Source organism: Proteiniphilum sp. UBA5384 (assembly GCF_002410825.1).
In the GTDB taxonomy this organism is placed as follows: domain Bacteria; phylum Bacteroidota; class Bacteroidia; order Bacteroidales; family Dysgonomonadaceae; genus Proteiniphilum.
The window spans coordinates 65,568-85,864 of record NZ_DHOS01000062.1 but is presented as its reverse complement, the minus strand read 5'-3'; the positions used below and the strand labels follow the sequence as shown (position 1 = coordinate 85,864).

General features: G+C 42.0%; 19 protein-coding genes and 1 pseudogene. 5 read left to right on the top strand and 15 right to left on the bottom strand.

What is annotated here, in order from left to right; genetic code table 11:
- Positions 1–16 precede the first annotated feature (16 nt).
- The 7 genes from B4G81_RS11730 to B4G81_RS11700 all read right to left on the bottom strand — a co-directional run bounded on the left by B4G81_RS11730 (position 17) and on the right by B4G81_RS11700 (position 10,517).
- Positions 17–1,417, bottom strand: coding sequence for a BT_3987 domain-containing protein (locus tag B4G81_RS11730; protein WP_294082718.1), 1,401 nt, complete (start codon positions 1,415–1,417; stop codon positions 17–19).
- A 92-nt stretch (positions 1,418–1,509) separates the two neighbouring features.
- Positions 1,510–2,643: a DUF1735 and LamG domain-containing protein gene (locus B4G81_RS11725; RefSeq protein WP_294082717.1), complete on the bottom strand. Its 1,134-nt coding sequence runs from the start codon at positions 2,641–2,643 to the stop codon at positions 1,510–1,512.
- Between the two features lie 4 nt (positions 2,644–2,647).
- On the bottom strand, positions 2,648–3,703 hold the full coding sequence (locus B4G81_RS11720) for a glycoside hydrolase family 18 (protein ID WP_294082715.1): 1,056 nt from the start codon (positions 3,701–3,703) through the stop codon (positions 2,648–2,650).
- A 19-nt stretch (positions 3,704–3,722) separates the two neighbouring features.
- Positions 3,723–5,309: a RagB/SusD family nutrient uptake outer membrane protein gene (locus B4G81_RS11715; protein ID WP_294082791.1), complete on the bottom strand. Its 1,587-nt coding sequence runs from the start codon at positions 5,307–5,309 to the stop codon at positions 3,723–3,725.
- A 15-nt stretch (positions 5,310–5,324) separates the two neighbouring features.
- Positions 5,325–8,684, bottom strand: coding sequence for a SusC/RagA family TonB-linked outer membrane protein (locus tag B4G81_RS11710; protein WP_294082714.1), 3,360 nt, complete (start codon positions 8,682–8,684; stop codon positions 5,325–5,327).
- 158 nt (positions 8,685–8,842) lie between these two features.
- A complete protein-coding gene (locus B4G81_RS11705; protein WP_294082713.1) occupies positions 8,843–9,826 on the bottom strand; it encodes a FecR family protein in 984 nt (327 codons plus the stop codon).
- A gap of 127 nt (positions 9,827–9,953) precedes the next feature.
- Positions 9,954–10,517 carry an RNA polymerase sigma-70 factor gene (locus B4G81_RS11700; RefSeq protein ID WP_294082712.1) on the bottom strand — a complete coding sequence of 188 codons (564 nt, stop codon included), beginning with the start codon at positions 10,515–10,517 and terminating at the stop codon, positions 9,954–9,956.
- A gap of 281 nt (positions 10,518–10,798) precedes the next feature.
- Between B4G81_RS11700 and B4G81_RS11695 the strand changes: the two genes are divergently transcribed.
- Both B4G81_RS11695 and B4G81_RS11690 read left to right on the top strand, forming a co-directional pair.
- Positions 10,799–11,854: a hypothetical protein gene (locus B4G81_RS11695; RefSeq protein WP_294082711.1), complete on the top strand. Its 1,056-nt coding sequence runs from the start codon at positions 10,799–10,801 to the stop codon at positions 11,852–11,854.
- Between the two features lie 106 nt (positions 11,855–11,960).
- Positions 11,961–13,019, top strand: a complete 1,059-nt coding sequence (locus tag B4G81_RS11690) for a class I fructose-bisphosphate aldolase (RefSeq protein ID WP_294082710.1) — start codon at positions 11,961–11,963, stop codon at positions 13,017–13,019.
- A gap of 159 nt (positions 13,020–13,178) precedes the next feature.
- On the opposite strand, the gene B4G81_RS11685 is transcribed toward B4G81_RS11690, so the two are convergent.
- Genes B4G81_RS11685 through B4G81_RS11675 form a run of 4 tightly spaced genes read right to left on the bottom strand, consistent with a single transcriptional unit; the run spans position 13,179 to position 15,200 of the window.
- The gene (locus B4G81_RS11685; protein WP_294082709.1) at positions 13,179–14,039 is read right to left on the bottom strand and encodes a DUF4886 domain-containing protein; all 861 of its coding nucleotides are present in this window, start codon (positions 14,037–14,039) and stop codon (positions 13,179–13,181) included.
- A gap of 27 nt (positions 14,040–14,066) precedes the next feature.
- Positions 14,067–14,936: a phosphodiester glycosidase family protein gene (locus tag B4G81_RS11680; RefSeq protein ID WP_294082708.1), complete on the bottom strand. Its 870-nt coding sequence runs from the start codon at positions 14,934–14,936 to the stop codon at positions 14,067–14,069.
- 16 nt (positions 14,937–14,952) lie between these two features.
- Positions 14,953–15,069, bottom strand: coding sequence for a type II toxin-antitoxin system PemK/MazF family toxin (locus B4G81_RS15355; protein ID WP_414703197.1), 117 nt, complete (start codon positions 15,067–15,069; stop codon positions 14,953–14,955).
- Positions 15,069–15,200: a hypothetical protein gene (locus tag B4G81_RS11675; RefSeq protein WP_294082707.1), complete on the bottom strand. Its 132-nt coding sequence runs from the start codon at positions 15,198–15,200 to the stop codon at positions 15,069–15,071. The genes B4G81_RS15355 and B4G81_RS11675 overlap by 1 nt, the downstream gene beginning before the upstream one ends.
- Before the next feature lie 111 nt (positions 15,201–15,311).
- Here B4G81_RS11675 and B4G81_RS11670 point away from each other — a divergent pair.
- The 3 genes and pseudogenes from B4G81_RS11670 to B4G81_RS11660 form a co-directional block, all read left to right on the top strand.
- Positions 15,312–15,413, top strand: a pseudogene (locus B4G81_RS11670) (recombinase family protein); the annotation flags it as partial.
- Between the two features lie 57 nt (positions 15,414–15,470).
- Complete coding sequence (locus B4G81_RS11665) at positions 15,471–16,040, top strand: type IV toxin-antitoxin system AbiEi family antitoxin domain-containing protein (protein WP_294082706.1); 570 nt, start codon at positions 15,471–15,473, stop codon at positions 16,038–16,040.
- On the top strand, positions 16,031–16,900 hold the full coding sequence (locus B4G81_RS11660; protein ID WP_294082705.1) for a nucleotidyl transferase AbiEii/AbiGii toxin family protein: 870 nt from the start codon (positions 16,031–16,033) through the stop codon (positions 16,898–16,900). The genes B4G81_RS11665 and B4G81_RS11660 overlap by 10 nt, the downstream gene beginning before the upstream one ends.
- A 93-nt stretch (positions 16,901–16,993) precedes the next feature.
- On the opposite strand, the gene B4G81_RS11655 is transcribed toward B4G81_RS11660, so the two are convergent.
- The 4 genes from B4G81_RS11655 to B4G81_RS11640 all read right to left on the bottom strand — a co-directional run bounded on the left by B4G81_RS11655 (position 16,994) and on the right by B4G81_RS11640 (position 20,286).
- Positions 16,994–17,248: a hypothetical protein gene (locus B4G81_RS11655; protein WP_294082704.1), complete on the bottom strand. Its 255-nt coding sequence runs from the start codon at positions 17,246–17,248 to the stop codon at positions 16,994–16,996.
- Between the two features lie 27 nt (positions 17,249–17,275).
- Complete coding sequence (locus B4G81_RS11650) at positions 17,276–17,503, bottom strand: hypothetical protein (RefSeq protein WP_294082703.1); 228 nt, start codon at positions 17,501–17,503, stop codon at positions 17,276–17,278.
- Positions 17,504–17,541: 38 nt separating this feature from the next.
- Positions 17,542–18,579 carry an MBL fold metallo-hydrolase gene (locus tag B4G81_RS11645; protein ID WP_294082702.1) on the bottom strand — a complete coding sequence of 346 codons (1,038 nt, stop codon included), beginning with the start codon at positions 18,577–18,579 and terminating at the stop codon, positions 17,542–17,544.
- An 81-nt stretch (positions 18,580–18,660) separates the two neighbouring features.
- Positions 18,661–20,286, bottom strand: a complete 1,626-nt coding sequence (locus tag B4G81_RS11640; protein WP_294082701.1) for a DUF4998 domain-containing protein — start codon at positions 20,284–20,286, stop codon at positions 18,661–18,663.
- Between the last annotated feature and the right edge of the window lie 11 nt (positions 20,287–20,297).

The window sequence follows — 20,297 nt, the reverse complement described above, 5'->3', positions numbered from 1 at the left end:
ACATCATTAAATCAATTTACCAATCTTTACTATATGGCTTGCCATCATAGACCAACTCGTCATCGAATAATACCCTTGCAATGCTCTCCATAGACCGTTTTTGTGACCATTCGAAATTTGCCCGAAGCGGATCCATGGCGAAAATCATATGGGCACCATACCCCTCGTTCCGTAATCTCCGCAAGTTGTTTTCCGAAGTTATACGTCCCTGGGCATATTCCTGAGAGTAAAGCGCCATTCCCGATCTGGGCAATCCTGGATAGTTAGTAGCCAGATCGAAGCTGCCGCCGTAATCATGAATCCCATAATCGATAAAGGTGCCGGAATCTTGTCCCTCCACAGCAGGAAGACTGTATGTGCGACTGTAGACATACACTGCAACAATCTTATCGGGCATTACCTTCTTAGTCTCGTAACACAACCGTGCCGCAGCGTCACTTGATGGTGTTACAAATCCGGGAGGTGGTGGATTCAGGTATTTAGAATACTCATCATCAAAGAATACCCCATCGAGTTGGTAAGCATCACACACCGTTTTCAATTCTTGTGCAAACTGGCGGGCTGCCTCTGTGCCAAGGTTGGCTATCCCCGAATGGTCGTGGTTTCCAAGAATTCCGAGGACCACTTCTATTCCCCTATCTTGTAAAGGTTTGAGATATTTTTCGCGGTTATCCAGGAGATGCTGTACATTGGGGTTGTTAAAGACAAAAACCTTTTCTGTTGAATTATCATAATTGATATTGGCCGAAAAGAGGATTACCATGTCGATCAGCGGTTTTCCACTTCCCTTCAATGTAAAGCAGAGATTATTCAGCGGATTGGTGTCATTCACCTCCATACAACTGATAATTTTTATGCCTGTGGATTTTTCGGCGGTCGGTAATTTACTCAGGTCTTTTACGAAGATCAGGAAATTCGATTCGGTTTCGGAGAGCTTTATATTTCCCGATACCGGCTCAGCTTTTACGGGGATCACGTAAGTTCCCTCTCGTGCCAATATTTCGGTTGTTTCGAATTCCACTTCCGCTTTCGCTGACAATTTACTTCCTTTTGCGATAGTCACTTGTGCGGGAACGGTTACTGCCGATGCCGGGAATAATTCATACTCTGTTTCGTTGGTGCTGTTATAAGCCTCCAGCAGTGAAGGTTCAAATTTCAGCGAAACAGTAACTTCTGCCGGTGCTTCACTGTTCAATGCGATATAGATTTCTTCAACGCCCTTGTCCCGGAACTCGGTAAAACTCTGTTTCCGGTTCCCTCCATTATTCCTGATATATCCGATCACTTCATCGGACAATTCATAAGGAGTCTCGTCAAGCTTTGCCAGGTCGATACTCTCATCGCAGGCGCTGAAAAAGCCTCCCAACAGGAGAAGTATGGCAAAGTATTTCGAAATAGCTAATATATTATTTTTCATATAGTTTTTTTAATTTCAAGATTCTGGATTTCAAATTTCCTATCAAATTCTCAATCTTCAAATCGTTAAATTAGTAAATCATTAAATCGACATTATTGTCCCGGGGCAGGTAATTTTACCGGCGTCCATTTTAATGTGTTGTTTGCCAATGCATTATTTCCATTGCCGGAGTGGTCTTTGACGGTGCTACCTGCACCTTCGTCAAACTTCCAATAAGCTACCAGACCTTCCGAATCGGGATCTACAGAGTAGGGATTGTTGGCAATCTCTTCCTGGGAACGGATGATATTCCATATCCTGCATTCCGATATCTCGCCTGCAAGCCAGCGGTTATCGTCATAAGAACGTCCTATGAAGAAATTATTGTTTCCCAGATTGACTGTGGATATGTATAAAAAGTCTTCAGATTGTTTCTTGCCATTTACATAGATGATTGCAGTCCTGGATGAGGCGTCGAACGTCAATGCCACATGCACCCATTCATTTACCGGCAATCCTTTGTTCACGTCGGAACTGGGGAAATTACCAAAGTTGGTGGCAATCTGTATCTGGTTCGAGGGGAAATTGGCATCTCCGATACGAATCAGGAAAGAGCCTTCAATTCCCATGATCGTACTAATCATCTTGTCGAAATTCCGTACCCGGATCAGCGCTTCCATCGTCACTTGTGTAAGGTTGTTACACACGGATGGATTAGTCCACTTTACCGACAGGTAATTCTCGTCGATATCGGCTACCACATTGATCAAAGATGCACCTCTTACCACGTAATAATAGGTACGAGCACTCTTTAGTACGGCGATATTGGTGTCTGAAATGGTGACCGGAAGCACATACACCTTATCCCGGTCGAGTTGTGAGAATTCCTTGAAAAGGATACGCGATTCGGTAGAGAGTACAGTGCCGGCATAGATAATCGATTCTGTTTCAATCCATTCGTAATTTCCGGCAGGGAGTAATTCAGCAGTCTCATAATATGCCTCATTATAGGTATCAACGAGTGAATTATCTACCCCGTATGTAATCTTGATATCCTGTTCGGCAGGCATCGCCATCTCAGCTTGGAGTACTTTCTCCTGATCCGGATCACCGCCGGTGAAGAGAATTTCCCCCACTTTCGTATTGCTTTTGATATAAAGCTTATTGTCAAAACTGTCATTGTCACTTTGACAACTTACCACCAGGAGCATTGCCAGTAACATTATATATATACTATATCGTTTCATTGTCTTATTTTTTTGGAGAAGGATTCATCTTTGCAATAGCATCGCACGTATATGGATAAATACGGGCAATATTGAAATAATCATTATTGACATTCTTAATTCCCATTCCGGCAACAGTATACCCCGTATGATGCGATATCACCCATCGGGAAGCGCCTGTAACAGATCTGGTTACACCATCGGTCCAATAACCGGTCTTCACATCATTCTTATCCAGGGAGGTGGCTTCCACAGACACGATATAGCGGTCGGACGGTACACCTTCCACGTTGGCTAACATTATGTTATAGGTGAGTTTCGAACTATTTCCCGCATCCGAGGAAGGGATAATGATATAGCGGCTTTTTTCAAGGATGCTCTTATTCAGCAGGTTCTGAGGATATCCTTCAAAAAGGATTATTTTATCGCTGTTCCTGCCAAACCAGTCCTCGGCAATGCCGATAAAAGCTTTTTCGTAGGCTGTATAGAGTTGCTTTTCCGCTTCGGTCATATAGAGCGTATTTTTACCTTTATAACCGAGGATGATACCGTCATAATTGTATTCCTTAGTCAAAGGCAGGATTTGGTTGACGGTATCCACTAGAAAATTCACGAATGTAGGAATTTGGGGCGGTTCTTCCCCCCTTTTTTCTTCCATATCTGCCACCATGGTTTCATACATCAGTTTGATAGCCTCGAAATCCATATCGTACACAAATTTTGTTCCTTTTTCACGTCTTGCTTCTTCCATCTCATCCAGTTCATATTGCGCAAGATTGGCAGGGTGCGACAACGATACGATATCGATGCTGTCAGGAAGAACACTGATATGATGAGCCCGACTCAGAGGTACCTTATTACTGTTATTGAACCATGAGATCATCACTTTATGATCGGATTGCTTATAATTCCTCACGCTCTCAAGGTAGGCTGCATAGAGTTCGGGATTCTGTTTGGTAATATCCGCTTCGTTTAATGTTACCGGTTCCACCTCTCTCCAGTCGCTGCAAGCAGTGAAAACCAGTGCAGCCAACAAGCCGAACATCCAGTGTTTTCTTTTTATGTATCTTATATTATTCATATGATTCTTCAGTTTTTTATTATTTAGCATCCCACCAGAGACGTGTAGCCATGGTATCGGCACCTTTGAGGTAATTCTCGATAGCATAACGTACATTCGCTTCGTTGGTAGTAATTTCTTCACCCGGATAGGCCAACCGCCTCGCTCCTCGAGCAGTATTTACCATTCCTCCACTATTATTCACTGCAACCGGCATAAGGTTCGGGTATCCCGTTCTGCGGTATTCAGCCCATGCCTCCAGTCCCAGAGGAAAGATCGCTATCCATTTCTGGGTAATGATACGCTCCAGATTCTCTTCAAAACCGGCATTCTCGTTCCATGCGATGGTGATGCTGCTTATATTTCCCGCATAAGTATTTTTTCCCATCGGATCAATATAAGAGGCAGGAGTGCTTGTATTATCCGTCAGATAGTTGTCTGCTCCGCCGGCTCCCCATTCATCAAAGGAGAGTTCCACACCTTTTGCGTAAAAGTCTGCTGCACTTCCGCCACCCATGTTCCATCCACGCAAAGCACCTTCGGCCCTGAGGAATGCCACTTCAGCAGCGTTCATCCAAAGCATTTGTGTACTGGGTGTTACATTATAATTGGAATATTTCTGTGCTTCCTGAGCGGCAGGAATCATAATGCCGGAGCGTAAGCCGATATAACCATTGAGTGTGGTGCCGTCCGCTACGGTAAAGGTAGACCATGTAAAATACTTTTCCATTCTCGGATCCCGGAACCCATTCATATAGGAAGTGATGTCGGCTGATACCCTCGAGTCGCCATCGTTCCAAAGATACATGATACGGTGAAGAGGATTTCCGTCTTTTCCGAATCCCGCGATTTTGGCATTGTCGGCATTCGATTCCATTACACCTGTTTCATGCCCTGTTGCCTCTTCTGCCATCTCTTGCGCGAGGGCGGGAGATACATAAGCAAGTCGCATCGCAAGACGTAACTTGAGTGAATTGGCAAATTTTATCCATGAGAGGATATTACCGTTATATACTCTGTCGGCGTTGGAACTGAACGATTCGGTCTGACGGACGGTCAGTATATTTACAGCATTTGTCAGTTCTTGAAACATCTTGCGGTAAATATCTTCTTGTGAATCAAACGGGGTATTTAGTTCGCCATTCTCGCCGATCCTGGAGTAGGGTATGGGACCATACGCATCCGTAACGCGGTGCAATGCCGCCACCTTGCATATTTCTGCCACTGAAATCAATATCTCATCTTCGGTCACGTCTTTTAGTGCCGTATAATTGGGATAGACATTGGTGATAATATCGGTGAACAACACTTTGTTCCAGTCCGGCTCAGGGCGATAGGTAGCGAAATTCTTGCCATTGAATCCCGGATTTGAATCGGCAAAATAACCGCTCCAACTACCTCCCAACAGACATTCGGTAAACTGGCTGGCATTGGGGAAAGTGGGTACTACCCAACTTTGTATTGCCTGCATGGCCGCACTCTCTCCATAAGCATCCCTCGATGCTTCCTCTTTGCTGACCCCATACGGGTCTTTATTTATATCTTCAAATCCGTCCGTACAACCGGTAAATAAGAGAGTGCCGGCTATCACGACAATCATAAAGCTGATTTGACTGTAATATTTCATCATAACGTATTGAATTTAAAAAGTAACTCTCAGATTCAGGCCAAAGCTTCTTGTAGCCGGAGTCATAAAATAATCCATTCCCTGGTAGTAGTTTTCAGTAGAAGCTACTGATTCGGGATCGAAAGGAGCTTTGCAGTAAATCATCCACAGGTTTCTTCCGGTCAGTGAAAGTGTCATATCTGCAACCCCCCTGAACCATGCCCGAGGAAAATTATAACCTATACTGGCTTCTTGCAGCCTTATATTGGTAGCATCATAAATATAATAGGGTGCTACTGCATCACCACTGCCTATAGTGGTATACCATTTTTCGGCTGAGATATGGTCGCCACCATTTATAATTACGCCACCGTTATCACGTGCTTTAGCAGATGCTTCCGATACCCCATAATAGTCCATTGCCGCTTGTGTCCGGGAGAAGACTACGCCGCCGAAGCGAGCGGAAAGCAAGAATCCCAAGCTGAAGTTGCCATACTTAAAATCATTTTTCCATCCCATATTTGATTTTGGGAATACGCTTCCCAGTTTGATATAATCTTCTAACTGGTTGATCTTGGTCGACTGGATCGAACCGTTCTCGTCGATATAGATATTGCCTTTGCTATCACGTGCCAGATCGGTTGTAGAATAGATATCCCCGAGTCCACCCTTCTTTTTCAGGATAAAACGGGTTTGTCCCAATCCTCCCACGTCGAGGTGTTCAATGGAGAATTTCTCTCCTGTGATCGGGTTGATTGCATCATCTGCCAGATCGAGGATCCTGTTCCTGTTCATGCTCAGGGTGTAATAGGATGACCATGAGAATTTGTTCCACTGGTTCTTGTAGCCCAATCCCAACTCTATTCCCTGGTTGAGTACACTTCCCGTCTGAATGAAGATATCCGACCAACCGGACGATACCGAAAGCTTGGGGTTAAACGTCTGGTTATAGGTATTGGCATAATAGTAGGTGAAATCAAAATTAAACCCTTTCAGGAAACGTGTATCTAACCCAAACTCCCACGAATTTGTCCGTTCCGGTTTCAGGTTATATAACGGGTAATGGGTTTTGGTAATCCACACTTTGTTGCCGGCATCCCAAGAGTAGGTGGGATTGGCCAAGAAACGACGGAAAGGAAGTCCCACCGATGCCCATGAAGCTCTTACCTTCATATAGGAGATCTGCTTCGGCAAGTCCACTATTTCGGAGATCACTGCCGATCCTCCTACCGAAGGATAGAAGAACGAGCGGCTTTTTGAATTAGGTCCGGCCAGTTGTGAAGGCCAGTCGTTTCTTCCGGTCAGCGTCAGGTAATAGGTACTTTTATATCCTAATTCGGCACTTCCGAAAATAGAATTGGTTTTTTCCCTCCATCCGTTTTGTTCTCTAAGGGTTTGGGTGTCGCTTAACTGGAATATATTAAATACGTTGGGAATTCCTACCGGTTCATTGACTCCTTCTGCCACCCCGAGTCCATAAGCGATCGGACCTCTGTTCAGAAACGCATCTGAACGCATATCGGAGAACGAAACACCACCATTGAACTGGAAGGTAAGTTCATCCCTGAGTTCTTTATTGATATTCAGCAATATGTCGCCATACATCTGTTTGTCCACACTGCGTGTAAATCCATAAAATCCGTTTGGCGATCCTTCGGTCATCAGTGTATTGGTGGATGCATACAATTTTTCAGTATAATCGTTTCCCGAATGGTCCATCCTGATACGTGCCGAAATATTGATCCAGTCGTTGATAAAATAAGTCAATCCGGCATTGGCCATATAACGGTCTTTCTTATTCTCGCGCAGGTTGCGATAATTGATCCAGTAAGGATTCTGCATCACGTAAGTGGCAGCACCCGAAGGCCAGTACTGTTCATTGATTTTTCTTGAAGGATTATAACGTTCATACATCCGGATATCTTCCCAGTCGTTTCCTCTTGGGAAGAGATAGGCAGATGTAAGAGGATTGAGGTATATTCCCTGGTTGGTCATATTGCGGTCGTCCTGACGGATATAGCTTGCTCCTACATCCAGTTTCACCTGGTCATCGTAGAACGCTGTTGAATTTCGGAAAGTAAAATTATACCGGTTATACTTGTTATTGGGAATGATTCCAATGGAATTAACAGCAGAAGCGGAGAGATAAGTCTGGTTCTTCTCTGTTCCGGTGGAGAGTGAGACCGATTCGGTAGCGGCCATTCCCCGTTGAAAATAATCTTTCTTCGGATCATATCCCATGAAGTTCGAGGCGTTCAGGCGTGATCCCCAGCTGAGGTACTGGTCGGAAGTACCGTAACGGTTTTGGAACTTCGGCAGGATAAAGGGATTCATCATCTCCATATTACTTGAGACGCTGATCAGGGTTTTGCCCGATTGTCCGCTTTTGGTAGTAATCACGATGGCACCGTTGGCTGCATCGCTACCATAAAGGGCTGCTGCAGCTGCTCCCGTGAGCACCGAGATGTTTTCGATATCCTCCGGGTTGATATCCGCAATTCCTTCGGACGACCCTTTTGAACCGAAAACGGTTTCGCCACCCCCACTGAAGTTGTACATTGGTACACCGTCGATCACGTACAGGGCATTACTGGTCTGTTCAATACTCTTGGTACCTCGCATAACCACTTTACTTGCTCCCCCGATACCCGAAGAGGAACTGTTGATATTTAACCCTGCAATCTTTCCTGAGAGTGAATTGATGAAGTTGGCATCCTTGATACCTACCAGGTCGTTGCCGGCAATCTGTTGTACATTGTAACTGAGTGCTTTCTCCGAGCGTTTGATGCCGAGAGCCGTTACCACTACTTCAGAAAGCAGCTGTGTATCCGGTATCAGATGTATGGTATAGCTGTTTTGCCCTGTGATAGTCACCTTCCGGGTATCGTAACCTATATAGGAGATGTTTAGCACAGCCCCGTCCTCTACCTGTAATGTGAAATTACCATCGATATTGGTAGCAGTTCCTGTTGAAGGGTCTCCTTCCACAATTACCGTTACCCCTATCATCGGTTCATCGTTTTCATCCAATACCTGTCCGGTGATTTTCTTTTGTGCCGAGGGGGGAGCGGTATCGGAAATGATTACTACATATCCGTCCTTGATCCTATAGGTAAAACCTGACCCGCGCAATACGCTGGTGAGAGCTTCTTCTACTGAACCGTTCTTTACATTGAGATTGGTCGCTTTCTTGTCTGCCAGTTGAGACTCATTAAAAGCGATGGATAGCTTCGACTGTTTTTCTATCTCACGTAGTGCATCAATAACCGATATGCTTTTGCTAGTCAGGGTTATTGTTGCATTATTTTGTGCATAAGCAATTGTTTGAATTGATATTAAACAGAAAAACAGGAAGAAAATCTTTGCTTTTGCGTTTATAATTAGATTAAAATTCATAAATTTGATGTCTTTTCTTTAGCGTTAGGTTAGACACTTAGTTTTTTAATGAGAGAGTTTATCCTCTAGTGCTGATTGTCCGGAATAGAGTAGCCGCTTTATTCCGGTTTTTTTATTTTTTATGATGTATCCATGTAATAAAATTTAAATGTGAATAACTATTTTGATATGCTTTCTATAAAGCATGTGTTGTCGACAATACGATATCTGATATAACCCACCACTTGTGAAATAATTTCCATCACCTCTTTCACGGGTGCATCATCCTTGAATCTGAATGTATATGTGTCATTACTGAGTTGTTCTGGATAGTAGACAAATTCATAAGGATATTTTCTTTTTAATACGGTAATGATTTCGTTGAGAGTAGTGCCCTTGAAAACAATTTCTCCTCGTTGCCAGGCAGTAACATCCTCTATATCGGGATGGTGGATATAGGATGCGCCTGATATCTTATTGTAAACCAGCTGTTGGTTGGGAGTAAGAATGGTATGTTCGTCCAGATTGTTGTAGGATGCCTCTATGCTTCCGGTGAATAAGGTTACCCGCACGAGTGAATCTTCCGGATATGCCAGCATATCGAATTCGGTACCCAGCACCGTCACCCGGAAGTCATTCGATTTGATGATAAAGGGTTTCTCTTTATTTTGCTTCACTTTGAAATTGGCTTCTCCGGAAAGGTATACACTCCTACTATTGCCCGTAAACTCTTCCGGATAAAGAAGCATACTCCCGGAATTAAGGTGTACCTCACTTCCGTCGGGCAATACCACCCGGTCTGTGGTTGCTACGGGCACATATTGTTCTATAAGATCGATAGAAGATGAATTTTCGTGAAACTTATAGGCCGTATATACTGCGGAGAGGGATATCACCAGAAGGACGGCGGCTGCCGACTGCCATATCCTGACCCGTATATGGGGTGTTTTATCTTTCATACCGGCTTTTCTTCTGAAAGTCTTCCATGATTCCCGTGTCTTGGCATCCGCTTTATGATATGTCTGATCCCAAAAAGCTTTCAGTGTTTGGTCTTTCTCCTCTGAGTACGCCTCGTCGGAAAGCCATTCGTAGAACGCCTGCATACCTGATTCGGAGAACTTTCCCCTTGTGAAAAAGTCTATAATTCGTTTAAAATAGTCCATCCTCCGTTATTATATCATTCCCTCTATTATATTATCTTTAATTCCCCTTATAAGCCCTGAAATTCAGGAGAGCACTTTTTCTCAGGGACACTTCTACCCTATATTACGTGAAAGAATGAATGACTACTTAAAGAAAAGGCAATAAAACTGTAAAAATTAACTTTTTTTTCAATTCTGATAATGCCAAATAGATATGATGTTCTACTGTCCGGATAGAGAGGTGAAGCCGATCGGCGATTTGTTGGTTGGTCATCCCGGCCTCGCGGCTCATTTCAAAAATTCTTCGGCGTTGCTCCGGCATTTGTTCAAGTGCCAGCTTAAGCATTAAACGAATCTCTTTATAGTAAATGTCGGATAGGGGAACACCGTCTTGTGCAATTTCAGTCATGCCTGTATCAAGAGGCTCATGTATGAAGTGATCCGGTTCGTTGTACCTCTGTCGCATCAGGTCAATCACCTTATTTTTCGTCATTTTATACAAATAACTGTCGAAGGCCGTGGTATCCTTATTCCATAAATCAGGTGTTTTCCATAGTTTCAGAAAAATCTCCTGTGCCACGTCTTCTGCATCCTCTTCCGATTTTATTAATTTCCATGCGAAATTCTTCACCTTGGGAAAGTAATGCATAAAAAACGCTTCAAATTTCTTTTCGAGGAGTTTCTCTTCTTTATGTGCAAAATTTTGGTTCATACTAGTATCAGCCGTGATTATGTGGCATAATGAAGTTATGAATTTAATCATTGACAATTTGCAATCTGCAAATATACAAATAATTGAAAAAACCGGTAAATTTTGACGTTTTTCTTTTGCATGTTATTAATTCTTCATATAAGAGAAAAATAATATCTATAATTATAGGGATTGTGAATTTGTCTTCTATGTTTGTGGAATTTCGCTATAAATTCAAAAAAAATCCTTTGTATGCTAAAAAACATATACATTTGCAACCGCAAATCCAAACATTTGATATTTTGACACATTCTTTTATCCGTATCCTGATTTTGTTTGTAGTAAGTTTTTCCCTGTTGATCGCATGTCGCGGGGAGGGATCAGGTTCCAAGAGACCGCCCCAGTGTGACAACATTCCGATGGAAGAGGGGGAAGAACAAACTGACAATATACACATAAAGGAAGAGCCGGAAACTGTTGAAGAGACAGGATACCTGCAAAGGCTCTCGCACATTGCCAATGGCGATACAACCGGACTATGGCCGGTGGATGACCAGCCATTACCGCTTAAAGGAGCCGTACTTCCTTACAATCGTGTAGTGGCATATTACGGAAATTTATACTCTAAAAATATGGGTATTCTGGGAAAATATCCTCCGAAAGAAGTCTGGCAACAATTGAATGAAGAAGTGGATGCCTGGGAGTCTGCCGATCCGGATACACCCGTGCGGCCGGCAATTCATTATATAGCCGTAGTGGCGCAGGGATCGCCATGGAGTGATGGTAAATACCGATACCGTATGCCCGAAGCGCAGATTGATTCTGCATTGGCAATCGCAGAAATGGGTGATGCACTCCTGTTCCTCGATATTCAGGTAGCACTCAGCACGGTGGAAGAAGAGGTGCCGCTGTTAGAAAGATATCTGAAAATGCCGCATGTGCATTTGGGCATCGATCCCGAGTTTTCAATGAAAGACGGCACGCCACCCGGAAAGAAGATCGGCACGTACGATGCCGGAGACATCAATTTCTGTACAGAATACCTTGCTAAACTAGTGCGTAAACATGGTCTACCCCCAAAGATGCTTATCGTACACCGGTTCACACGAGGGATGGTGACCCACTATCGGGATATCATCCTCAGACCGGAGGTGCAGATCGTTATTAATATGGATGGATGGGGAGGACCCCAGTTGAAATACGATACCTATAGGCAGTACGTTTACAAGGAACCGGTACAGTTTGCAGGATTTAAACTCTTTTATGATAACGATGTGAAACGTCCGCCGCACCGGATGCTTACGCCGGCTGAAATTCTGAAGTTACAGCCTCATCCCGTCTATATCCAGTATCAGTAACTTTTCGGGTTATGCCATAGTCTGAAAATCATCCTATTTATTGAACCAATCCCTGTGCCGTTTGTTTGATTGATATTAGTTATTATCAATATAAATTCATTCAACTATGGCACATTCTACTATTACCCAGTTATTAGGAGATCAAAGTGAATATCTTCTCAATCATGTAAGTAAAACCGTTGATAAGTCAATGATCCATTCCACCGGACCGGATGTTATTGACAGGCTATGGATTGATTCAGACCGGAATATCCCCGTCCTGAATAATCTGCAACGCCTTTTTGGAAATGGCCGTCTCGCCAATACAGGATACCTGTCTATATTACCCGTCGATCAGGGAATCGAACATACGGCCGGTGCTTCTTTTTCGCCCAATCCAATTTATTTTGATCCTGAAAATATTGTAAAACTGGCGCTTGAAGCGAATTGTAACGCAGTTGCCTCTACCTTTGGCGTATTGGCTTCGGTAGCCCGAAAATATGCTCATAAGATTCCTTTTGTAGTCAAGATGAATCACAATGAATTGTTGACATATCCCAATTCTTATAATCAGATTCTTTTTGGTACAGTAAAGGAGGCCTGGAATTTAGGAGCTGCCGCAGTAGGGGCAACTATTTATTTCGGGTCGGAAGAGAGCCGCCGGCAGATTGTGGAAATTGCAGAGGTATTTGAGTATGCTCATGAATTGGGGATGGGCACTATCTTATGGTGCTATCTCCGTAATAATGATTTTAAGAAAGATGGTACGGATTATCACAGTGCGGCGGATCTGACCGGTCAGGCCGATCATATTGGCGTGACAATCAAAGCGGACATCATCAAGCAGAAACTGCCGACCAATAACGGAGGGTTTAAAGCAATTGGCTTTGCCAAAACGAATCCCGGCATGTATGACCAATTAAGTTCGGAGCATCCGATCGATCTTTGCCGGTACCAGGTGATTAATGGTTATATGGGACGGATAGGCTTGATCAATTCAGGAGGAGAATCGCACGGTCAGGGCGACCTGTCCGAGGCAGTTTATACCGCCGTAGTGAACAAACGCGCCGGGGGAATAGGATTGATTTGCGGTCGCAAAGCTTTCCAAAAACCAATGAAGGATGGCGTGGAACTGATCCATTCCATTCAGGATGTTTATCTGGACAATGAAATTACTTTAGCATAGCGATTTGTACTCTTAACGGATTGTATACTTTTTCCGGAAGGGGGCCGGACAGAAAAAGTATTAAAAAACACGGATAACCAATCGGTTCTTCCGTGTTTTTTGTAAGATTACGTTGTTTCTTATACGCTCAGAACCAAGGCCTATCCACAGGTGCTATCTTTATTTTTTATTATTGGAAGTTAATCTTACTGAAGTTACTTTGAAGGGCTTTGCGACAGCCTGATGGGCAGCCCGTTGTACTGTGAGTACTTCCAGTGGAGTGATTGTCGCGGGCGCAAAAGGATTTCCGACGACTGATTTACCGCTTAAAGTCTCGAACCATGTGCAGGCGGCAGTATAACAACCCAAATCCTGAGTCAGATGGTATCCGTCATGACAAAAACGATCACCGATGAAACTGCTTCTTCCATTCTGGACAGCCGTTCCAGCGGGGACAATCATTTTTATGCCGACTTTATGTGCGGCTTTCCGTGACGTTTTCACGATGGCTCTATACATCTGTTGCTGATCATTGTTGTATTTGGGAAATTCATTGTGATTCGAATCTTTGGCATATGCCCAGGTCTGGTGAAAAATAAATTCAACATTCGGATTGGTGGCGTTTTCCTTTACGAAAGTCGTCAATTGACGCAAGTATGGGAAATAGGTGTCAATTATCCCCGAATTGCCGCTATTTTGCTGAAAACTGATATAATCCCATTTCTCATCGGCTATTCCTTGCAACAGTGATGTTTCAGGAGTTGCCGTCTTCTCTCCGTTACTGTCTATTTTACGGTATGAATAATCCGCTTTGTTGTTTGTCGCATTGTTCCAGTGCCTTTCCAGGGAACAGCCGCCAATATATAGATTCCCGATAATAAACGTAATTCCTTCCTCTTGTCCCAGTTCGTACAAATAGTTCTCTATGGCATTTTGAGAAAAACTGTTCCCGATAGCCAACACCCTGATTGTGTCCTGCGACGATGCACTGATTGTAAACAAGATGGAAAATGTCCAAAGAAAAAAAAGATGCCGTTTCATTTTCATTTTATTTTTAGTTTTTACTCTTCACTTTTTACTTTTCATGATCACAATAGCATTAGCTACATTTCTTTCGCCATCATGATCGAATTTTTTATTATCGGAAGGATAGTTTACAACACCATATCCTTTCGCCCATGCAGTAGTAGATCCACCTCCATCCAGATTCATCGCCTGTATGCATCCTAAAGCCCGCATTACTTCTGTAAGTTCCGCGATTGACATGCCATAGGAATTGGTCGAGCGACCATCTACAGTCAATAAAATAAGGTGTTTGTCTTTTGTGATCCCGACCGCAGTGCGTGGATGCCGGTTCGTATTAAATGGCTGATCCGGTTGCTTTACCGGTTTTCCTTCATCAATTAAGAGCGGCCCCGAAGTCAATAGGTGCTGCGCTTCCACGGACTCCCAACCATCGGTATCATCAGACGGGCGTCGGATGATGGACACTTTGCCTGATTTATCGACCGCAAAGCCTGCATTCTCCCTGTAGGGATTGAAACTCTCTTTTGTATGGTTGATAACTTTCCCATCTTTTTTGAAGAAAACAGTCGATCCTCCTTTGGACATATCAAAAAAACTTCCATTTATGGCAGCTATCGCGTTGGAATCGGCCGCGACCTCACTGGTCTTTATGAATCCTTCGGATACGTAGGGAATATCAACCCGGATATCTTTGCTTAGATTCACATCAAACAGCGTTATATACTGTTTAGCCGAAAAAAGTGTATCAAAATGAAAATGTTTCCACCTGATGCCATCAGATAGTGTAGTTGTATGCCAGTCGGCGTTTTTTATCTGGCGTTCAGCGGGTGTTAAGTTTGCGCTATTTCTGCTTGTTATGCAACTTATCCCCATTAAAAAGGCGAATAAAAAGAGAATATTCCTACTGTTCATATGATATTGTAACGTGTTAAATGCCCAGAACGATTTGTGTGTTTCTTATGACCTTTTGTGAAAGATCTTTGGGGAGTTTCCCTATTTTCTTTGTCAAGCGTTTGTTATCAATAGCCCTTAGCTGGTCGACCATTATATCGCAGTCATCTTTAACTCCTGCAGTGCCTCGTTGATATAACGATTTCTGGAAGTCTTGATTTCTTTCAATACCAATTCTGTCTCCTGATAAATAGCATCATCGAGCTTTAAAGATAGATTTTTCATAAGATCGTCTCCTTTTTATTGTATTTTAGATATACCAAAAGTATATCTAAAATGAGAACAAAACAAATTATTTTGTTCATTTAATTGGTAAATGAAGGTCGGTTGAATTGTTCCGTATTTCGCATACTCAACAAATACGGAGTATCGCTCAACCGTGCTAAGTTCAGTGGCCCACTTGGTAAACGTAAAAACAAAGAAGAAAAAAAACTATAAAAGATACTGCATATTTAAACAATTGCAGTACCTTTACAAGGTAAATGTATTTAGAGTATGTATATAACGGATAAACTAAAAGAGAATGGCTTTGTCTCAACCAAAGAGTTGAGCGACTGGCAGGAACAACAGTTGCAGGCTGCTGTTCGTAAAGGTGAAGCTATACGGCTTAAAAATGGCATATACGCAGACATTGATGCCTTGGCAAACACAATGGTGGATATCAGAATGATAATTCCGGGCGGCATACTATGTCTTTGGTCTGCATGGTCGATTTACAATCTGACCACACAGATACCGAATGCTTACTATGTAGCTATTGAGCGCACGCGAAAAATAATTTTGCCCGATTATCCGGAGTTTCAACTGGTTTTTCAATCCAACAAACTGCTTTCTATCGGAGTTACCAAAAAAGATGTGCAAGGATACGATGTGCCAATCTTTGACGTGGAGCGTTCGGTATGTGATGCTATCAAATACAGGAATAAAGTTGGTATTGATGTAATGGCTGAAATTCTTCAGACTTACCTAAAACGTCCCGACAAAAATATTTCCCTACTGATGGATTATGCAGCAAAACTAAGAATCCGCAATACACTTAATCAATATCTTGAAGTATGGCAATAAAAGAAATACATAACTTTGGCTGTTCGGTAAAAGCCAAATTATTGAACATTTCACGAAGTGAAGCACAGGGGTATCAGATGCTTGTAACAAGATACCTTCAAGAGCGTTTGCTCTATCGTTTGTCAATAAGCCCGTACCATGACCGATTTTTCTTAAAAGGAGGAGCATTACTATACGCACATGAGCGTTTCTTGGCAAGGCCAACATTGGATATTGATTTTATGGGGCATCATATTGACAATGACAAAGAAAATGTCAAAAAGGTATTTACTGGAATTTGTGCGATTCCGTATGAACAAGACGGCGTAATATTCCACACGAATACGCTACGCACTGATGACATTGCCATTGAAAAGAAATATCCGGGTGTGAGACTTACACTGACCGCTTCTATTGACATGATTCGTCAAGACGTTTCCATGGATATAGGATTTGGGGATGTAATAACTCCACATCCTTCTGAATTGGATTATCCAAACTTAATTGACGGATTTCCTGATACGAACATTCTGGCTTATTCATTGGAAACCGTTATTGCCGAAAAGTTTCAAACAATGATTGTAAGAGCGGAAGCCAATAGCAGGATGAAAGATTTTTATGACCTTTACACGATATTGCAGGGAGGGAAATATGACAGAGAGATTTTGAGTGAGGCTATAAAAGCCACATTTGAAAACCGCCAGACATCCTACATGGATAATCATGCTATGTTCAGTCCTGATTTTACCAGCAATCCCGACTTGAATACACGGTGGAGTTCGTTTGTCAAGAATCTTAGAATTTTACAAGAACTGACATTTCCCAAGGTTGTGAGCTACATTCAAACCGAGCTTAAACCTTATTGGGAAAATCTTATATAGGATGTAATATAAAGCTCTGTTTTATTTAGGAGCTGCTGAATAAATGGTTTTTATGCTAAAAAACAGCAAAATAAGTTCTTATAATTTGCACAACTACAGGAAGTTGAGTGTTTTTACTCCATAATGTAGACACGATACCGAGACTTTATCCACAAAGCCTGATTCGCCAATCAGGTCGGCATAATGATTATCTACAGCATCTTGAGTAAAACTATTTCCGATATGCAAAACGTTATAGGTTTCAGTAACATACACAATACAAGATGCAAACTTCTCTTCATCTACAGTTTTAGCCATGATAAGAGCCTCACCGCCTTTTTGTGCCGTAATCTTACCCGATTCATCCACTTTGGCTGTCTCGGGGGCGTTACTTTCCTATATTAAGTTTTTATCACTTGCATTCGCAGGAAAGACAGTGGCCACAAGAGACAATTCTTCTCCTTTGTAAAGGGTGATTTTGCTTATATTCAAATTTATGCTTATAACTTCTATCGGTTTCGGATTTACATTACCATTTCCATTTTCCGGTTCGAGCGGATCATCAGAATTATTGCCACAGGCAACAAATAGAGCCAATATTAGGATATATTTATAGATTTTCATCCGATTAATATTATATTATTGTTTAAACAATCAATCTATCAATGCAGTTCCCCATTTCCCCATGTCAACTTCTCGCCCCAAAAAGGAAGAAGGGTGTTTTTACATTTAACCGTAGGCAGGTGTTCCAGCGTTTTGGTGATTGAGGCTTGTCCATGTGGATACGGCTTATGCCTTAATTCTATCAGATGAGATAGAATGGCATAGTCAGTTTGAATTTGTCCTTCCCCCGTGCCGAATATATTGCTTTCCCTGGGTGCACCCCATCTGATAACAGCCATGCTTACGGGGCCTTGTACATTTTTGAAACGCTCGGGATTGAATCCCGAATCCCCACAGTGTAGTATAGAAAAATTCCCTGAATCTTCACCACAATCGATTCGGAACAGAGTCACAAAGTCCGGTAACTTCGGGTCAGTAAGATGATCTGAGATATCAGTACGGATTGTAAAATTTCCAATTATATGACTCGTCGGAGTGGTTGACAGGTATCTCTGGTCTTTCTCATAGAAATTTGATAAAATTGGCTTGCCATTCCTATTCAAAGCTTCCAGTAATTTGGGATCATAATGGTCTCTGTGGTTATGTGTGACAACGAGGAAGTCCAGGTAAGGTTCCAATTGCTCTGCCAGACGATGTTCTATGTCGATTCCAAAACAGCCGGAAGGTGTTTTGACCACAAATCCCATATTATAGAGCAACCAAACAAGCGCGGTTCCATCTTTTACCTTGGTGTTCTTTACTTCATAAAGGACTTTGTCGAAAGCTTCTCGATAAAAGTACAGCATGGGTATTGTATTTTCCATTCTGTACGCTTCTTCTTTAGGACTATCAAGATATTTTTTGAATGTAGTGTTCTCCAAGCTATCGGAATATGTCTGGAATTCATTTAAAAACGCCAGTCTTTTATCGTCTAATAAAAGTGGGGATGTTTTCCTGAACTCTTGCATTACCTGGATGGCTTCTTGAACAGCTTCACTGGTGATATTTTTCTGATTGCTTTTTTTGTGAAAATTTTGCTGACAAGATATAGCAGCCAGCAATATCAATGTTAGAGCGAATAAATTGATTCGTTTCATATTATTTCTAAGTTTAGAAGAAAAACTCTTATAAAGGATACCCCCTATAAGAGCCTTTCTTTATGATTTATCTAATACAAATTAGGACATTTGTCCATTCTTCCAGATCATTTTTTCACCCCAAAAAGGAATTACTGTATTGTCGCATTTTACACCGGGGAGGTGTTTAAGAGTTTGCGTAATGGATGCCTGTCCTTCAGGGTATGGTTTATGCCGCTGCTCAATCAGATGAGATAAAACAATATAGTCTGTTTGAACTTGTCCACTACCGGTGCCAAGGATGTCATTCTCTCTGGCGGCTCCCCACCGAAAAACGGCTAAATCAATCGGACCTTCCACATTCGTAAAATGAATCGGATTAAAGCCGGAATCCCCACAATTCAACATGGTGAAATGACCGGCATCAGGTCCACAATCAATTTTGAATACCGTTACAAAATCAGGCAAAGCCGGATCCCTGAGATGATCTGTAATATCAGTTTTAATTGTGAAATTTCCAATCGTATAATTTGCCGGCACTTTGGAATAAAATTGTGCACTTTTTGTGTAAAAGTTAGACAATACAGGCTTTCCTTTACTGTTCATTGCGTCCATCAATTTAACGTTGGCATGATCTACATGATTGTGGGTAACACAAATAAAATCCAAGTAAGGCTCTAATTGACTTGCCAGACGATGATCAACATCCACACCAAAAGCACCTGATGGCGTTTTTACTATAAAACCCATATTATAGAGTAACCAAATAGCCACGGATCCACTTTCGACTTGCGTATTTTTTACTTCATCAATCACTTTATCAAATGCATTGCGATAGCAAAATAGAAGCGGAGATGAATATTCCATATCAATGGCGGCTTCTTCCGAACTATTTAAATATTGGCCGAAATAAGAAGGGTTATTAAATTCATCTGATAAGATTTCAATCTTTTTTAATAGTTGTAATCTTTCCTCATCCAATACAAAAGGAGAAGTGCTATTCAATTGTAACATAACATCAATACCTTCGTTCGTGGGTATGGTTGTTTCTGTAAAATCAGCTACCTCGAGAATATCAATATCTGTTTCATTGATTAAATACTTTGTTTTGGTACGAACAATACCTCCCCTTTTTGCATCTACAAGAGGAAAACTTCTTTCAGTGGTGTACACTTCTTCGGTGAAAGCTCCATTATTTTGTTCATAGCTTATGATGTTCCCTAACATACCTATTCTTTCTTCAAATGTCACTTTATCCACTTGAGGAGAAATATTTATAGGAGCATTGACTAAGAAAGAGGTGTATTTTAATCCATACACATAAGCACTTCCATCTACTATTAATGACTTATTCCCAAAGTTATCTACATTTTGAGCCATGATGGGTACATTCCCTTGAATTTCCGAATCTGACGGGAATTCTATCAGATAATAATAACACTTCCGTTCATTATCGTAGTTATCCTGGATATAATCTATCCGGACAGAGTCTTTGACTCCTTCACTAATATTCCAACTCAATATACAATGAGAGCGGTTGACATCCTCTGCAGGATAAATATTCACTCTAAAGCGATTATATCCGGATTGGGTTTCCAGTGTATCCACTTTTGCCGCATAGATAATTGGACCATCCTTTATGTATTGGTTCAATAAATCATTGGCATTGTCGCAACTTACAAAATATAACCCCACCAAAAAAGGTATTATACATATATATCTTTTCATAATTTCAATAA

Excerpts from the sequence above, each read along its gene's own strand:
- B4G81_RS11715 (WP_294082791.1), bottom strand. The coding sequence starts at position 5,309 with ATGAAATATTACAGTCAAATCAGCTTTATGATTGTCGTGATAGCCGGC.
- B4G81_RS11705 (WP_294082713.1), bottom strand. The coding sequence starts at position 9,826 with ATGGACTATTTTAAACGAATTATAGACTTTTTCACAAGGGGAAAGTTC.
- B4G81_RS11710 (WP_294082714.1), bottom strand. The coding sequence starts at position 8,684 with ATGAATTTTAATCTAATTATAAACGCAAAAGCAAAGATTTTCTTCCTG.
- B4G81_RS11660 (WP_294082705.1), top strand. The coding sequence starts at position 16,031 with ATGGCAATAAAAGAAATACATAACTTTGGCTGTTCGGTAAAAGCCAAA.
- B4G81_RS11730 (WP_294082718.1), bottom strand. The coding sequence starts at position 1,417 with ATGAAAAATAATATATTAGCTATTTCGAAATACTTTGCCATACTTCTC.
- B4G81_RS11680 (WP_294082708.1), bottom strand. The coding sequence starts at position 14,936 with ATGAACAGTAGGAATATTCTCTTTTTATTCGCCTTTTTAATGGGGATA.
- B4G81_RS11720 (WP_294082715.1), bottom strand. The coding sequence starts at position 3,703 with ATGAATAATATAAGATACATAAAAAGAAAACACTGGATGTTCGGCTTG.
- B4G81_RS11640 (WP_294082701.1), bottom strand. The coding sequence starts at position 20,286 with ATGAAAAGATATATATGTATAATACCTTTTTTGGTGGGGTTATATTTT.
- B4G81_RS15355 (WP_414703197.1), bottom strand. The coding sequence starts at position 15,069 with ATGGTCGACCAGCTAAGGGCTATTGATAACAAACGCTTGACAAAGAAA.
- B4G81_RS11665 (WP_294082706.1), top strand. The coding sequence starts at position 15,471 with ATGTATATAACGGATAAACTAAAAGAGAATGGCTTTGTCTCAACCAAA.
- B4G81_RS11645 (WP_294082702.1), bottom strand. The coding sequence starts at position 18,579 with ATGAAACGAATCAATTTATTCGCTCTAACATTGATATTGCTGGCTGCT.
- B4G81_RS11690 (WP_294082710.1), top strand. The coding sequence starts at position 11,961 with ATGGCACATTCTACTATTACCCAGTTATTAGGAGATCAAAGTGAATAT.
- B4G81_RS11725 (WP_294082717.1), bottom strand. The coding sequence starts at position 2,643 with ATGAAACGATATAGTATATATATAATGTTACTGGCAATGCTCCTGGTG.
- B4G81_RS11650 (WP_294082703.1), bottom strand. The coding sequence starts at position 17,503 with ATGAAAATCTATAAATATATCCTAATATTGGCTCTATTTGTTGCCTGT.
- B4G81_RS11685 (WP_294082709.1), bottom strand. The coding sequence starts at position 14,039 with ATGAAACGGCATCTTTTTTTTCTTTGGACATTTTCCATCTTGTTTACA.
- B4G81_RS11700 (WP_294082712.1), bottom strand. The coding sequence starts at position 10,517 with ATGAACCAAAATTTTGCACATAAAGAAGAGAAACTCCTCGAAAAGAAA.
- B4G81_RS11675 (WP_294082707.1), bottom strand. The coding sequence starts at position 15,200 with ATGAAAAATCTATCTTTAAAGCTCGATGATGCTATTTATCAGGAGACA.